General features: G+C 62.7%; 13 protein-coding genes. 10 read left to right on the forward strand and 3 right to left on the reverse strand.

Annotated elements, in window-relative coordinates; all coding sequences use genetic code 11:
- Positions 1-466 precede the first annotated feature (466 nt).
- From tolQ to pal, 7 genes are all read left to right on the forward strand, one after another.
- Positions 467-1,180 carry a protein TolQ gene (gene tolQ, locus KJQ96_RS22445; RefSeq protein ID WP_057847291.1) on the forward strand — a complete coding sequence of 238 codons (714 nt, stop codon included), beginning with the start codon at positions 467-469 and terminating at the stop codon, positions 1,178-1,180.
- 37 nt (positions 1,181-1,217) lie between these two features.
- Positions 1,218-1,697, forward strand: a complete 480-nt coding sequence (locus KJQ96_RS22450) for a biopolymer transporter ExbD (protein WP_057847292.1) — start codon at positions 1,218-1,220, stop codon at positions 1,695-1,697.
- 53 nt (positions 1,698-1,750) lie between these two features.
- Positions 1,751-2,674: a cell envelope integrity protein TolA gene (locus KJQ96_RS22455; RefSeq protein ID WP_213288847.1), complete on the forward strand. Its 924-nt coding sequence runs from the start codon at positions 1,751-1,753 to the stop codon at positions 2,672-2,674.
- Between the two features lie 71 nt (positions 2,675-2,745).
- The gene (tolB, locus tag KJQ96_RS22460; protein WP_213288848.1) at positions 2,746-4,077 is read left to right on the forward strand and encodes a Tol-Pal system beta propeller repeat protein TolB; all 1,332 of its coding nucleotides are present in this window, start codon (positions 2,746-2,748) and stop codon (positions 4,075-4,077) included.
- Between the two features lie 182 nt (positions 4,078-4,259).
- Complete coding sequence (locus tag KJQ96_RS22465) at positions 4,260-6,593, forward strand: bifunctional diguanylate cyclase/phosphodiesterase (RefSeq protein WP_213288710.1); 2,334 nt, start codon at positions 4,260-4,262, stop codon at positions 6,591-6,593.
- Positions 6,594-6,755: 162 nt separating this feature from the next.
- A complete protein-coding gene (locus KJQ96_RS22470; protein ID WP_213288711.1) occupies positions 6,756-7,496 on the forward strand; it encodes a hypothetical protein in 741 nt (246 codons plus the stop codon).
- A 303-nt stretch (positions 7,497-7,799) separates the two neighbouring features.
- A complete protein-coding gene (gene pal, locus KJQ96_RS22475; protein ID WP_028351332.1) occupies positions 7,800-8,291 on the forward strand; it encodes a peptidoglycan-associated lipoprotein Pal in 492 nt (163 codons plus the stop codon).
- Positions 8,292-8,295: 4 nt separating this feature from the next.
- Here the strand turns inward: pal and KJQ96_RS22480 are convergent, their stop codons facing one another.
- The gene (locus KJQ96_RS22480) at positions 8,296-9,144 is read right to left on the reverse strand and encodes an alpha/beta fold hydrolase (RefSeq protein WP_213288712.1); all 849 of its coding nucleotides are present in this window, start codon (positions 9,142-9,144) and stop codon (positions 8,296-8,298) included.
- Positions 9,145-9,400: 256 nt separating this feature from the next.
- On the opposite strand from KJQ96_RS22480, the gene ybgF reads away from it, so the two are divergent.
- Positions 9,401-10,543 (forward strand): tol-pal system protein YbgF, encoded by a 1,143-nt coding sequence (gene ybgF / locus KJQ96_RS22485; protein WP_213288713.1) that lies wholly within the window; start codon positions 9,401-9,403, stop codon positions 10,541-10,543.
- A gap of 55 nt (positions 10,544-10,598) precedes the next feature.
- On the opposite strand, the gene KJQ96_RS22490 is transcribed toward ybgF, so the two are convergent.
- Positions 10,599-11,870 (reverse strand): DUF892 family protein, encoded by a 1,272-nt coding sequence (locus KJQ96_RS22490; RefSeq protein ID WP_213288714.1) that lies wholly within the window; start codon positions 11,868-11,870, stop codon positions 10,599-10,601.
- A 211-nt stretch (positions 11,871-12,081) separates the two neighbouring features.
- Here KJQ96_RS22490 and tilS point away from each other — a divergent pair, with 211 nt between their 5' ends.
- Together tilS and ftsH are read left to right on the forward strand one after the other, a co-directional pair.
- A complete protein-coding gene (gene tilS / locus KJQ96_RS22495; RefSeq protein ID WP_213288715.1) occupies positions 12,082-13,113 on the forward strand; it encodes a tRNA lysidine(34) synthetase TilS in 1,032 nt (343 codons plus the stop codon).
- A gap of 268 nt (positions 13,114-13,381) precedes the next feature.
- Positions 13,382-15,304, forward strand: a complete 1,923-nt coding sequence (gene ftsH / locus KJQ96_RS22500) for an ATP-dependent zinc metalloprotease FtsH (protein ID WP_213288716.1) — start codon at positions 13,382-13,384, stop codon at positions 15,302-15,304.
- Positions 15,305-15,359: 55 nt separating this feature from the next.
- Here the strand turns inward: ftsH and KJQ96_RS22505 are convergent, their stop codons facing one another.
- Positions 15,360-15,560, reverse strand: a complete 201-nt coding sequence (locus KJQ96_RS22505) for a hypothetical protein (protein ID WP_213288717.1) — start codon at positions 15,558-15,560, stop codon at positions 15,360-15,362.
- Between the last annotated feature and the right edge of the window lie 106 nt (positions 15,561-15,666).

Raw genomic sequence — 15,666 nt, forward strand, 5'->3', positions numbered from 1 at the left:
TCCAGTACGCCGCGGCTTCTCGGTTCAATCACTGGCGTCTCTGGGATACTGGATCCCCGCCTGCGCGGGGATGACGAGAGGCGATGGTCGCTCAGTGCTCGCCCACGCCTTGGCACCCCGAAGGGCGAGGCGCCATCCCCTGCCGCAACCTCCGGGAGGGCCTGGAACCCAGCCTGTCGCCCCCGTAACCGCTCGGCCGCACTGGACTTCCAGCAGTGGAATTCTCTATTGGTAACCGAAAGTTAACCAAGCTTAGCGTCTGGTTAGGGACGGAATGACGCGCTGGCAGCCCTCGTTTTGACATGTTGGCAGGGGAAGCAATGCCCGGCTTTCGGCGGGCCCCCCATGCGACAGGAAACAGGCTCTCGCGCTGGCGCAAATCGCCGCGCCCGACGCGCGGCTGTGAAACCGGCGGCCATTTGCTCCCGGAGGAATTAGGGACACTTGCGTTGAGAGGATACTACTCATGAATCCCGCCGACGTGGCTCCGTCAGCTCTGCCGCTCGTCTCGGCCGACGTGTCGCTGATCGCGCTATTCTGGCAGGCCCACTGGGTCGTGAAGTCGGTCATGATGGGCCTGCTCGCCTGCTCGGTCTGGGTCTGGGCGATCGCGATCGACAAGATTTTCCTCTATTCGCGCACCAAGCGCGCGATGGACCGCTTCGAACAGGCGTTCTGGTCGGGACAATCGATCGAGGAGCTCTATCGCGCGCTTTCGGCGAAACCGACGCAATCGATGGCGGCGTGCTTCGTTGCGGCCATGCGCGAGTGGAAGCGCTCGTTCGAGAGCCAGTCGCGCTCCTTTGCCGGATTGCAGATGCGGATCGAGAAGGTGATGAACGTCTCGATCGCCCGCGAGGTCGAGCGGCTGGAGCGGCGGCTCCTGGTGCTGGCAACCGTCGGCTCCGCCGGCCCGTTCGTCGGCCTGTTCGGAACCGTATGGGGCATCATGTCGAGCTTCCAGTCGATCGCGGCCTCGAAAAACACCTCGCTCGCGGTGGTGGCGCCCGGCATTGCGGAGGCGCTGTTTGCGACCGCTATCGGTCTTATCGCCGCCATCCCGGCGACGATTTTCTACAATAAGTTCACGTCCGAGGTGAACCGGCAGGCGCAGCGGCTGGAAGGTTTTGCCGACGAGTTTTCAGCCATCCTGTCCCGCCAGATCGACGAGCGGGCGTGAGGGCGGCCAATGACGAGCGCATCGTGAGATCAAGATCATGGCGATGAACATGGCAGGTTCGGCCGGAGGCGGTGGCGGTGGCCGTCGCGGCCGGCGTCGTGCCGCGGTGATGGCGGAGATCAACGTCACGCCGATGGTCGACGTGATGCTGGTGCTGCTCATCATCTTCATGGTGGCCGCGCCATTGATGACCTCGACCATCGATATCGATCTGCCCGTCGCCGGCGGCGGCAAGCAACTGCAAGCCAACGCGCCGCCGCTGACGCTGTCGGTCAAGCGCACCGGCGGTGCCTGCAATTCCAACGTCGAGCTCTATCTCGGGGACACGCTGATTCCGGCCAATGAGCTCCTGCCCAAGATAACCGCGATCAAGGAGACCCGGTCGGAGGCCGAGAGGGTGGTATACCTGCGGGGAGACAAGGACGTCTGTTACACGGATATGATGAAATTATTGGGGTATATTCGGACGGCGGGGTTCAAGGCGAATATCGTCATCGTGCCGGAGCAGGGCTCTTGAGCCATGCAGCGGCGCGCGGTGATTGACGGCGGAGCGGAAAAGCGCAGGTGAAGATCAAGGTCGACAAGACGGTGATGGCGTCGGTTGCCCTGCACGTCCTCGTGCTGGGGTGGGTGATGCTGTCGTTCTCGACCAAGGCGCTCGAAATGCCGCCGGAAGAGTCGGTGGCGGTCGATGTCGTTTCGTCCGACCAGCTTGCCAAGGTGATGGCCGGCATGAAGACCGGCAAGAAGGAGAACCCGAAGCCGCTGGTCGAGAAAGTCGCCGAAGCCAAGCCGGTCGATGACGCCGTCGGCAAGATCACCGAGAAAGCGCCTGTTGTGACCGAGACCGCGGCGCCTCCGCAGCCGAAGATCGAGGAAAAGCCGGTCGAGAAGAAACCCGATCCGCCGAAGGTCGTCGAGAAGCCGAAGGAAGAGCCGAAGCAGGTCGAGAAAAAGCCCGATCCGCCGAAGGTCGATCCGATCGGCGACACCCTCAAGAAGGAAGAGAAGAAGCCGCCGCCGAAGCCGGTGCAGGCCGCCAAGCCGCCAGAGCCGCAGAAGCAGAGGATCGTGGAACGTCACTTCGACCAGAACCAGATCGCGGCCCTGCTCGACAAGCGTGATCCGTCGCGCCAGGCCACGACCGGCGACACGCTGAATTCCAATGCGGCCCTTGGCACGGCGAAGGGCGCGGCCGCGGATAATTCCGCAACCTGGGGTTCGATGTTCCAGCGCCAGGTCGAGCGATGCTGGAAGAAGCCGTATGGCGGGATAGAATCGCAAAAGCCTGAAGTCGCGTTTGCCATCCGCTTGAAGCGTGACGGCACACTCGAAGGCGCGCCGGTTCCGGAAGGCGTTCCGGCGACGCCGTTCCTTCGGGTCTATCAAGAGAGCGCGTTACGCGCGATCATCGAATGCCAGCCGTACAAGCTGCCGGCGGCATTTTATGAGGAATGGAAATACTTCGCGCCGGTGTTCAAAGAAAAAGTCTGATTGCGCTCGCCGTTTGGCGATCACACATGAGCAAGATCGAAGCGATGACTGACAAAGATGGATTGCCAACAATGCCGTTCCGCCTGAACCGCCGGCAGATCATTACCGGAATGGCTGCGCTTGGCGCCGTCGCCGGCGGTCGCAATGCCTTCGCACAGGCGCCGAAGCGGATCCCCATTCCCGAAGGTGAGTTCGTTCCGCTGCCGATCGCGATCCCGAATTTCGTGGCGGGCACGCCTGGCGATGCCGAGGTCGGCGTCGGCGTGGCGCAGGTCATCACCAACAACCTCAAGCGCAGCGGGCTGTTCGCGCCGATCGATCAGGCTGCTCATATCGAGCGCGTCACCAACATTGACGTCGCGCCGCAATTCCAGAGCTGGAAGCAGATCAACGCGCAGGCGCTGGTGACGGGCCGGATGACGCGGCAGGGCGACGGCCGCCTGAAAGCGGAATTCCGCCTCTGGGACATCAACACCAACCAGCAGCTCACCGGCCAGCAATACTTCACCTCGCCGGAGTACTGGCGGCGGATCGCGCACATCATCTCCGATCAGATCTACGAACGCATGACCGGCGAGAAGGGCTATTTCGACAGCCGCGTCGTCTTCGTCGACGAGACCGGATCGAAAGAGCGCCGCGTCAAGCGGCTGGCGCTGATGGATCAGGACGGCGCCAATGTCAGGTATCTAACCAGGGGCTCCGATCTGGTGCTGACCCCGCGCTTCTCGCCGTCGACGCAAGAGATCACCTACATGGAATTCGGCCAGGGCGATCCGCGCGTCTATCTGTTCAACGTCGAGACCGGGCAGCGCGAGATCGTCGGCAATTTCCCCGGCATGTCGTTCTCGCCGCGGTTCTCGCCGGACGGCCAGCGCATCATCATGAGCCTGCAGCAGGGCGGTAACTCCAACCTGTTCGTGATGGATTTGCGTTCGAAATCGACGACGCGGCTGACCGACACGCCGGCGATCGACACCTCGCCGTCCTATTCGCCCGACGGCAGCCGGATCTGTTTCGAATCCGACCGGGGCGGCAAGCCGCAGATCTACGTGATGCCGGCCACCGGCGGCGGCGCGCAGCGCATTTCGTTCGGCGAGGGCAGCTATTCGACGCCGGTGTGGTCGCCGCGCGGCGACTACATCGCCTTCACCAAGCAGGGCGGCGGTGCGTTCGCCATCGGCATCATGAAGACCGACGGCTCGGGCGAACGAATTCTTACCTCCGGCTTCCACAACGAAGGTCCGACCTTTTCACCGAATGGCCGGGTCGTCATGTTCTTCCGCGACCCCGGCGGCAGCGGCGGGCCGTCGCTGTACACGGTCGATATCTCCGGTCGCAACGAGTTGCGCGTACCAACGCCCGGTTTCGCCTCCGATCCGGCGTGGTCTCCGCTCCTGTCATAATGGAACCGGGCCGCGCGGACGGCCTGTCATTGATCGGCAAACATTGCCTAGCCTGCTGATTTTTCAGGCAAATTTTGTTGCTTGTCCATCGAAAGCAACGTCTCGGTAACGACGTTCCCTCAGAAAGACTTCATCTCCAGAGGGTAAAACTACGCATCCGACAGGACGCCAGTACACCCCACATGCAGCTCGCAAATCAGAGCGGAGAGCCGGACCAGCGACAGATATCGCCGAAGATTGCGGCGGCGCTGATCGATTCGCTGTTCGAAACTCAAGGTCCGGTGCACGTCGGCATCTTCTTCCTGGCCGTCGCGGCGAGCCTGACGGCGCTGAAGACCGGCGAAAATCTGATCTGGGTGTGCGTCGGGCTTCTGCTGTTGGCTGGTGCGATCCGGGCTTTCGATTTGCAACGCTACCAAGCGTGCAAAGCGAACCTCACGGCCGACGAAGCTGAGCGGTGGAAAAAGCGATATCAGATCGGGGCGATTATCCAGGCCGCTGCAATCGGCATATGGGGCGCCGTCACTATGCTGAGCAGCGACGATGCCGTCGCCCATATGATTTGTTTGTCCGTCATTACGGGGGTCTTATCGGGAGGCGCGGGCAGGGCCTATGGACGGCAATGGACATTCCAGTTGCAGGCTGCACTTGCCTTCGGTCCAACCGTGATCGCGCTGGCGCTGCGTGGCACGCCCTATTACGTCGCTATGTCGGTTATCACCGCGGCATTCCTTATCGTTGTCATGCAGATGTCGGCCAATTTGCACGGCATATTCTTGCGGGCGCTTCTGGCGCGCGAGCGCGAGGCGGCGCTCGCCGGACAGTTCGATACCGCCTTGAACAACATGCCCCACGGTCTGTGCATGTTCCGCGGCGACGGACAGCTTGCGGTGATGAATCACCGCTTCTGCGAAATGATGGATCTGTCCGAGGATCTCGTGCAGCAGGGCGCGAGCGCGCCCGACATCATCGCCGCCTGCGTGATTGCCGGATCGATCTCGGCGGCGAGTGGACAAATGATCCTCGCCGAAATCGAGAATTCACAGGCCAAGGACGTCATCACCGCCGACCCCGACGTCACCAGAAACCGTTCGCTATCGTGGACCTTCCAGCCGATGGCCGGCGGCGGCGCGGTGGTGCTCCTGGAAGACATTACCGAGCGGCGCAACTCCGAAGCCAAGATCAGCCATCTGGCCCGCTACGACGAACTCACCGAGCTCCCCAACCGGGTCAATTTCCGCGACGAGATCGGACATCTTCTGGCAGCCCAGCAGGGCGCCGAACAGTTGTCGGCGCTGCTGTTCGTCGACCTCGACCAGTTTAAGCAGGTCAATGACACGCTCGGCCATCCCTGCGGCGACCAGTTGCTGTGCGCAGTGGCCGCTCGCCTGCGCGAGATGCTGCGGCCCGAGGATTTCGTGGCGCGCTTCGGCGGCGACGAGTTCGTGGTGTTCCAGCAGAACATCCAGTCCGCCGACGACGCCGCCGGTCTTGCGCGGCGCATCGTCGATCGCCTGAGCGAGCGCTACAAGATCGACAACCATCTGGTCGAGATCGGCGCCAGCGTCGGCATTGCCATGACCTCGCGCGGCGTCAGCGCCGACACACTGCTCAAGAATGCCGACATGGCGCTCTATCGCGCCAAGGCCGACGGCCGCGGCACCTTCTGCTTCTTCCGGGAGGAGATGGCGCAAATTGTCGAGTCCCGCCGTATCCTCGAACTGGACCTGCGCAAGGCGCTGGCCAACGAGGAGTTCGAGCTGTTCTTCCAGCCGCTGGTCAACCTCAAGTCGGGCCGGATATCGACCTGCGAGGCGCTGATACGCTGGAATCATCCAGTCCGCGGCACGGTTTCGCCGACCGATATCATTCCAATCGCCGAGGATATGGGCCTGATCGTCGATCTCGGCCGCTGGATTTTGCGCAAGGCCTGCATGGAATGCATGAAATGGCCCGAAGCCGTCAGCGTTGCCGTCAACTTCTCGCCGCAGCAGTTCCATCAGCGCGACGTGCTCAGCGAAGTCCGCTATGCACTCGAGGTCTCCGGCCTGCCGGCGAACCGGCTCGAAATCGAGATCACCGAATCCTCGCTGCTGCGTAACACGCAGTCGACCCACGACGTGCTGTCGCAATTGCATTCGCTCGGCGTGCGGATCTCGCTCGACGATTTCGGCACCGGCTATTCGAGCCTCAGCTATCTGCACAACTTCCCATTGCAGAAGGTGAAGATAGACCGCTCCTTCCTGGAAGGGATCGACAGCGACCGTCCGCTGACGCTGCTGCGCGGCGTGGCGCGGCTGTCCGCCGATCTTGGAATGTCGGTGGTGGTCGAGGGCATCGAGACCAACGAGCAACTCGAATTGATCAGCGCCGACGGGGCGGTAACGGAAGCGCAGGGCTATCTGTTCAGCCCGCCGGTCCCGGCCGTGCGCGTCCGGCAGTTGCTCAATGCGTCGCACGGTCGCCGCATGCCTGACGACCAGCTCATCGCTGTTTCTTCGCGATCAATCGCCTGACTTCAACGTAATCAGTCTCCCTGTTCGTGCTCTCGACACGGCTACCCCCGGCTTTGCGGGTGGCAGGGGTTAACCCTAACGTGTCTAAGGCTTTGCAATTTTGTTAAGGAGCCGTTAATCTTTCGCACTCGTGGAAGTTGTTGTGGAAGGTTAGGAGTACAGATGAAGGCCGGAGCCGAACCGCGCACTTCGCTCTTTGGGCCGGAGTCAGGGTTATCCGATCGGGTCGACTACCGACTCATGGAAACTCCCGAGGAAAAAGATTGCATCTATTTGATGCGGTACAAAGCCTATCTGCATAGCGGAGTAACCGCGCCGTCAGAGTCTCAGCGCGTCAGCGATCATTACGACGATGCCCCCAACGCCTGGATGTTCGGAATCTATGTTGACGGAGAACTCTGCAGTTCGCTCCGCCTCAACGTCGTGACGTCACAATGTCGGATTTCCGGTTCAGTTGATTTGTTCGGCGATGTTCTTCACCCGCGGCTCGATCAAGGTGAAGTTTTCATCGATCCGCTTCGCCTTGCTGCGCTTCCCGAAAAGGCGAGGCGGTTTCCTGACCTTCCTTATCTGACGGTGCGGCTGGCCTATATGGCATGCGAGCATTTCAACGCCGATACCGGGCTCGCGCTCGTTCGTGCCGAGCACCAGGCGTTCTATCGCCGGGTCTTCATGTCCGAGGTCATCGCCGAACCGCGTTCGTTTCCGGGCTTCTTGCCCAAGGTGGCATTGATGGCGTCCGATTACCGGGCCGTCCGGGAAAAGGTCATGACCCGTTTTCCCATCATGCGTTCGACGTCCGTCGAGCGGCGGATGCTGTTCCAGCGCGCCGGTGAGCGCCATTCCTCGCCGCGCGGTGTCGTCAGATCCTTCGAGCAGGCCTCGATCGTTCCGATTTCCTGAACCGGCCGGACAGCGACGGACCAGACCATCCGGCGCCATAGGGCTCCTATCCGAATTCCGCGACTTGTCATTCGTGGGTGACCGTTGCCTAAACACCGCAAATCCGGTGATTTCGGCCCATGCGCACTTGCCTTCACCCTCGCGCCACATTTACAAACCATTAACTATCGCGGTCGCTTTTCACGCTTTGTCGGCATTTGATCGGGTCTAGCAAGGTTCCATCAAGGTTGACGGAATGTTTGCTTAACCATCGACCTGTAGACCAGATAACAGTCGAAAAACGTGAGCGTTGGAGGCTCCGGAATGAAATACCAGATGCGTATCCTCCAGGGATGGAAGCTGGCGGCTGTGGTCGCTGTGGCGCTGTCGATGGGCGCCTGCGCCAAGAACAACGTCGGCGCCGATGGCGCGATGGCCAGCGCGGCAAGCCCGGGTAGCCAGCAGGATTTCGTGGTTAATGTCGGCGACCGCGTGTTCTTCGAGAGCGACCAGACCGATCTGAGCCCGCAGGCGATCGCCACTCTGGAGAAGCAGGCGCAGTGGCTGCAGACCTACAACCGCTACTCCTTCACCATCGAAGGCCATGCCGACGAGCGCGGCACTCGCGAGTACAACATCGCGCTCGGCGCCCGCCGCGCCCAGTCGGTGCGCAGCTATCTCGCGTCCCGCGGCATCGATCCGAACCGCATGCGTACGATCTCCTACGGCAAGGAGCGCCCGGTGGCGGTCTGTAACGACATCTCCTGCTGGTCGCAGAACCGCCGCGCCGTCACGGTGCTGAACGCCGGCGCCTGAGCCGTCAGGCCTTTTGCAGAGTTTCAAAGTCGGCGCCTTCGGGCGCCGGCTTTATTTTTGGGCGCAGGATGAAATCGCGGATGACGGCCAGCGCGCGTTCGGGGGCATCATTGACCACGCCGTGGCCGCAACCGGCAAAGCGCTCGAACTGCACGAGATGCGGTGGCAGCGCGGCGGCGATATCCGCCTGGCTCTCGATCGGATGTATCGGGTCGTCCTCGCCGCCGAGCACGAGTGTTGGGCAGCGGATGCGACCGAGATCCGGAAACATGTTGAACCTGTCGCTCTCGCCGTCGGGTCTTGCGAACCAGTGCAGCGCCACCTCCCGGCGATTGACCGCGCGTCTCGCCATGTCCGGATCGCGCGGCATTCGCGTATAGACCGGCGTGGCGAGCCGCAGCCAGGCGTCGCGCTCTGCCTGATCCAGGGGGCCTTCGGGCTCCAGAAACCGGCGCCGAGCCAGGGCACCCACTTCCGGCCCACCGAAGCGCTCAAACAGCGCTACGCGCCGTTCCCGATAGGAACCACCGGCGGCCTCGGTGCTGATGAGGATCAGTCTGGAAGGGTGATCCGGATGGCGCGTGGCATAGGCGAGTGCGACCATGCCGCCGAACGACGCGCCCAGGACGATCGGATCGACGATGCCAAGGGCATCGCAGAACGCGTGCACGTCGTCGCCCCACTGCGCCAAGGTCCAGCGCTCGCGCGGGCCGTCCTCGCTGCGGCCGTTGCCGCGGTGGTCGAGATAGATGATCTGCGCGACGTCGGCCAAGGCAGAGTAGGCGGGCCGGTAGATCGAGTGGTCGAAGCCTGGACCGCCATGGAGCATCAGCACAACCGGCTTTTCCCGCATTAGCGGGCCGTCAGGGACGAATTTCGCGCCCTCGACATCAAAGAACAGCCGGACTCCGTTCACGGACACGTGCATCGGCGGGTCTCCCTCGATTTGTGAACGGTCGGCCGCGTCGGGCGGCTTGTCTTGAAGGGGATACTAAACCATACCGGGCTGCAGCGAACCGATTCGGGAACGCCAGTCACAATTCTGGCGTACTCCCTCTCTCAATGTGTTCTGCTTTCGTTTGACACGTGATTTTCGTCGTCAGGGCAAAATGTCACTCAGATTCCTCAATGCTGCCGGCGCCGCGGCGATTGCCGCGATGCTGGCTTTGTCTGTGCAGCCCTCGGCCGCACAGATCACGTTCCCGTGGGAGCGTTCCCCGCAAGGCTCCCCGCAAGTCCAGGCGCAGTCCGACGACGCCGATCTGGAGATGCGGATCCAGCGGTTGGAAAACCAGCTCCGGCAACTGACCGGCCAGAACGAGGAACTGCAATACCGCAACCGCCAGCTCGAAGAGCGGCTGCGCCAGCTCGGCGCCGCACCGCCGGCACCGGGCGGCCAGCCTCCGGCGGCGCAGCCCAGCGTGGCTGCCGCACCGCCTCCAGTTCAGCCCGGCCCGCCGCAGCAACAAGGCTATCCCCAACAAGCCTATCCGCAGCAGGGGGCTCGTCAGCCGCAGGGCTATCCGCAGGCCCAACCCGGCTATGACCGGCAACCGCAGATCGCATCACCGGCGCCGATCGTGCAGGAGCCGGCGCCGGCGGTCGGCGGCCGCCGCCGCGGCGATGCGTTCGACCCCAGCCAGAATCCCAACGCGCCCGGTGCGCCGCGTGCACTTGGCGGCGGCCAATTGCCGATCGGAAATGAAGCTTCGGTCGGCGCGCCCGGAGGACGCGGACCCGGTGAGCCGCTCAATCTCGGCGGTCCGCGCGATCCCGGTGGCGCCTTGCCGCCGCCCGCTGCAGCCGCACCGCCGCCGCGCGGCCCGGGGCCCGGCGCCAGCGCCGCGCTGACCCCGTTGCCGCCCTCGGCCACGTCGAAGGACGAGTTCGATCTCGGCATCGGCTACATGCAGCGCAAGGATTATGCGCTGGCCGAAGAGACCATGAAGAACTTTGCGCAGAAGTATCCGAGCGATCCGCTGATTGGAGATGCGCAATACTGGCTCGGCGAAAGCTATTTCCAGCGCCAGCAATATCGCGACGCCGCCGAAGCGTTCCTCGGCGTGACCACCAAGTTCGACAAATCAGGCAAGGCGCCAGACGCGCTCTTGCGGCTCGGGCAGTCGCTGGCGGCGCTGAAGGAAAAGGAAGCCGCCTGCGCGGCGCTCGGCGAGGTGACGCGGAAATATCCGCGCGCATCTGCCGGCGTCAAAGCCGCCGTCGATCGTGAGCAAAAGCGGGTTAAGTGCTAACAGCGTCTCTGCTGCGGTCCCGGTGGCCAAAGCAGAGACCAGTTGCAACTTGCTGTTATTGTTCGGCCTGCTCGATCGCAGCCGGCATCTTCGCCACCGACATCAGCGACCGCGCCACCTGGTTGAGCAGCTGATCCGAATTTTCTTCTTCGGCGAGCGACTTTGACAACAGGGCGACGACCGCGCTGTGGCGCAATTGCTGGGCGAGATTCTTCGCTGTTGTGTAGGCGGAGATCTCGTAGTGCTCTACGCGCTGGGCGGCGCCAATCAGCGCCAGATCGGCCGCGGCGTCTTCCTTTTCCTCGCCTTCGGCCATGACCTCCTGGCCTTCCTCGACAAGCCCCATCATGCCTTTGCAGGGTTTCGCGCGGGCTGTCTTGCCGAGCAGTTCGAAGCACTCGTTGATACGTTCGACCTGGTTCTCGGTTTCGGCGAGATGCTGCTCGAACAGTTCACGCAATTGATCAAAGCGCGCCGCTTCGGCCATTTTCGGAAGCGCCTTGGTGAGCTGCTTCTCGGCATGTAGGATGTCGCGGAGCTCATCGATCAAGAGATCGTCGAGACCGGCCTGATCGACCGGCGGCGAACTTTCCGTGACGATGACCGTACCGGCGCCCGGTTCGGCCTGAATGGCCGGAGATTCCGTGAATACCCAGCCGTTGCCCTCGTTCCAGGGGCCGCGCGTGTCGATTTCGCCATGCTCGCCGGTGCCGGTGGAATCGTTGAAGAACTGGTCGACCAATCCCGGCGTTGGCGCAATGCGGCCGACGCTAAAGGCCGGCTTGTTCATGCTTTCGAGCGCCAGGGCGAACGCCTTCATGTGGGTGATCTCGCGGGTCATCAGGAACTGCAGAGCGTCCTTGGTGCCGGCATCGTCGCAGAAATTGATCAGCCGCTCGTAGACGATCTTGGCGCGCGCCTCGGCCGCGATGTTGCTGCGCAGGTCAACATCGAGTTCGCCGGTGATCTTCAGATAATCAGCCGTCCACGGGTTACCTTGCGAGTTGAACAGGTTGATCCCGCCACCGCCCGCAATGGCGATGAGCGGATCGGCTTCCGCGGCCTGGCGGTCGAATTTCGTCGGCTTGAGATGCATGCGCGCCAAGGTACCGACGACTTCGAGATGGCTGAGTTCCTCGGTGCCGATATCCATCAGCAGGTCCTTGCGGTCTGGATCCTCGCAATTGAGTCCCTGTATCGAATACTGCATCGCGGCGGCGAGTTCGCCGTTTGCGCCGCCGAACTGCTCAAGGAGCATATTGCCAAAGCGGGGATCGGGTTCGTCCACCCGAACGGTGAACATCAGTTTCTTGACGTGGTGATACATGGAGAGCCTCGACGGTTAGGATGAAGAATCCCGAACGGCACGCTCTGCGCTTTGTTCCTAAACCAATGCGTGTGGTCGCAGCGACGTCCCAGCTCAATCGGAAGCTCGATTGGCAGCAGTTTCCTGGCAGCAGTTTGACGGGAGTGCCAAGTGCCTTGCGGTAATCGGCAGATCGCTCCAAACATAGAGTTTTCATGGCGTTGGCAGGGCTATGCCTAATTTCGACCGATCTCCCATTTCAGCAAGCGAGGCGAAACGCCTGTTCGCAGACTGGAAGGCTGCGCCCGCGCTCGTGCTGGCGGTGTCCGGCGGGCCCGACTCGATTGCACTGATGTGGCTTGCCGCGCGATGGCGACGCTCGCTCACGCGGGGGCCGCGCCTGATCGCCGTTACTGTCGACCACGGCTTGCGGCCGGAGGCCGCGCGCGAGGCGCGCGAGGTCAAGCGTCTCGCCCGCTCGCTCGATCTGCCCCATCGCACGCTGCGCTGGACCGGCACCAAGCCGAAAACCGGATTGCCGGCTGCAGCGCGGGAGGCGCGCTATCGCCTGCTGGCGAAAGCTGCGCGGGCGAGCGGCGCGACGCACATCCTCACCGCGCATACCCGCGACGATCAGGCCGAGACACTGTTGATGCGGATGCTGCGCGGGAGCGGCATCGCCGGTCTTGCGGCGATGGCGCGCGAGACCGAGCGCGATGGTGTGTGGCTGGCGCGGCCGTTGCTGGACATCCCGAAATCGCAGCTCGTTGCGACGTTGGACAAGGCAAAGATCGCCTTTGCCGACGACCCCACCAATCGCGACATGAGCTTCACGCGGCCGCGGCTGCGTGCATTGATGCCGGCTTTGGCAGAGGAGGGCGGTGACAGCCGAAACCTGGCGCGGGTGGCTTCAAGGCTAGCGCGGGCGAATGCCGCGATTGAAGTGCTGGCCGATGGCGCCGAGCGCTATCTCGCCGTGAGAGATCGTGATGATGCCACGCGTTTCGGGTTCGATGCCCAGGCGTTTGCCGGTCTGCCCGAGGAAATCCGGCTTCGGCTGCTCAAGCGCGCGATTGATCGGGTCGGTCACGAAGGACCCGCGGAACTCGGCAAGGTCGAGGCGCTGCTAACAGTACTGGACAACGCCATTGCGAACGGCCAAAAGCAATCAAGACTGAAACAGACGCTTGCCGGAGCCGCAATCAGCCTTACCGGAGGCCGAATTTATATCGATGCAGCGCCGCCGCGGGGTAGCCGGGCGTGAGAAGCGTTCCTATCTCCCAATATGCGGTAGTATCGGGACGAAGAGCCTTAACCACCCCGGAAAAACCCCGGCCTTTTGCGCCATTTTTTGACCGGGAATCGCGTTAAGATGCGTTAAATAGTCCCGTGTGGTTCCCTTGGCATTGACCCGGGCGCCACCTAGATTGGGTGCAGTGGACCGGGGATTCTCGCCTCACTACCCAAGGAATATTCTAGGGTTACTACCAAGGACATAGGGCCGCGATCCGCGCGACCACGAAGGAAGATCAATGAACGCCAATCTGCGCAACTTCGCCCTCTGGGTCATCATTGTCTTGCTGCTGTTGGCATTGTTCACGCTTTTCCAGAACCCGGGTCAGCGCGCGTCCTCGCAGGACATCACGTTTTCGCAGTTGTTGAGCGAGGTCGATCAGAACCGCGTGCGCGACGTCGTGATCCAGGGGCCGGAAATCCACGGCACCTTTACCAACGGATCCTCGTTCCAGACCTATGCACCGAATGATCCGACGCTGGTGAAGCGTCTCTATGACGGCAAGGTCTCGATCACCGCCAAGCCGCCTGGCGATAACGTACCGTGGTTCGTGTCGCTGCTCGTTTCCTGGCTGCCCTTCATTGCGCTGATCGGCGTCTGGATCTTCCTGTCGCGCCAGATGCAGGGCGGCGCCGGCAAGGCGATGGGCTTTGGCAAGTCGCGCGCCAAGATGCTGACGGAGGCCCATGGCCGCGTCACTTTTGAAGACGTCGCGGGTGTCGACGAAGCCAAGCAGGACCTGCAGGAGATCGTAGAGTTCCTGCGCGACCCCGGAAAATTCCAGCGCCTCGGCGGACGGATTCCGCGCGGCGTGCTGCTGGTCGGCCCTCCCGGAACCGGCAAGACGCTCATCGCGCGTGCGGTCGCGGGCGAAGCCAACGTGCCGTTCTTCACCATTTCCGGTTCTGACTTCGTCGAAATGTTCGTCGGCGTCGGCGCAAGTCGCGTCCGCGACATGTTCGAGCAGGCGAAGAAGAATGCGCCCTGCATCATCTTCATCGACGAAATCGACGCGGTCGGCCGTCATCGCGGCGCGGGCTTGGGCGGCGGCAACGACGAGCGCGAACAGACGCTCAACCAGTTGCTGGTCGAGATGGACGGTTTTGAAGCCAATGAAGGCGTGATCCTGATCGCCGCGACCAACCGGCCCGACGTGCTGGATCCCGCGCTGCTGCGTCCCGGCCGTTTCGACCGCCAGGTGGTGGTGCCGAACCCGGATGTCGTCGGCCGCGAGCAGATCCTGAAAGTTCACGTTCGCAAGGTGCCGCTGGCGCCCGATATCAACCTGAAGACCATCGCGCGCGGCACCCCGGGCTTCTCCGGCGCCGACCTGATGAACCTCGTCAACGAGGCCGCGCTGACGGCTGCCCGCCGCAACAAGCGCATGGTGACGCAGGCCGAGTTCGAAGAGGCAAAAGACAAGGTGATGATGGGCGCCGAGCGCAAGTCGCTCGTCATGACCGAGGAAGAGAAGCTCTTGACGGCCTATCACGAGGGCGGCCATGCCATCGTCGGCCTCAATGTCGTCGCGACCGATCCGATCCACAAGGCGACGATCATCCCGCGCGGCCGCGCGTTGGGCATGGTGATGCAGCTTCCCGAACGCGACAAGCTGTCGATGTCGCTGGAGCAGATGACCTCGCGGCTCGCCATCATGATGGGCGGCCGCGTCGCGGAAGAACTGATCTTCGGCCGCGAGAAGGTCACCTCGGGCGCCGCCTCCGACATCGAGCAGGCGACGCGGCTGGCGCGTATGATGGTGACGCGCTGGGGCCTGTCGGAAGAGCTCGGCACCGTGTCCTATGGCGAAAACCAGGACGAAGTGTTTCTGGGCATGTCGGTGTCGCGCACGCAAAATGCCTCGGAAGCGACCGTCCAGAAGATCGACAAGGAGATCAAGCGGCTGGTCGAGGAAGGCTACAACGAGGCGACGCGAATTCTCACCGAGAAGCGTGATGATCTCGAGACGCTGGCCAAGGGCCTGCTCGAATTCGAAACGCTCACGGGCGACGAGATCATCGACCTCTTGAAGGGCAAGAAGCCCAACCGCGAGTCGGTCTTGGAGCCGAGCACACCGCGTGCTTCCGCCGTGCCGCCCGCCGGCAAGCCGCGCCCGCGTCCCGATCCGGACCCCGGTCTGGAGCCGCAGCCCCAGGCGTAAGCGGCGCTCAATTCTGAACAACGAAAACGCGGCGGTGACGCCGCGTTTTTTTGTGCTAAGGCGCCGCGGCTGGTGCTCCGAGGTGTACAGCCAGAATGTGTTCCGGCGTCTCCATCACCTCGATGGTCTGCCCATCGCCGCCGACAAAAGCCAGCACGGTGCGCTCGCCGTCGCGCGACATGCTGCCGACGAGCGCGATGTTGATATGGATGGGCTGCCCCGTCTCGAACCTCGTGCATTGAATCCAGAAGCGCATTGCGGTCTCCTTCGATCTGCCGCCGTGATCATAAAGCTGTAGTTTGGGCAAAGCGAAGCGTGCCCACCATCACTTCGAAGATTTCGGAGAAATGGTGGGCACGGCG

Origin of the sequence: Bradyrhizobium sp. sGM-13, from assembly GCF_018398875.1 — a bacterium.
In the GTDB taxonomy this organism is placed as follows: domain Bacteria; phylum Pseudomonadota; class Alphaproteobacteria; order Rhizobiales; family Xanthobacteraceae; genus Bradyrhizobium.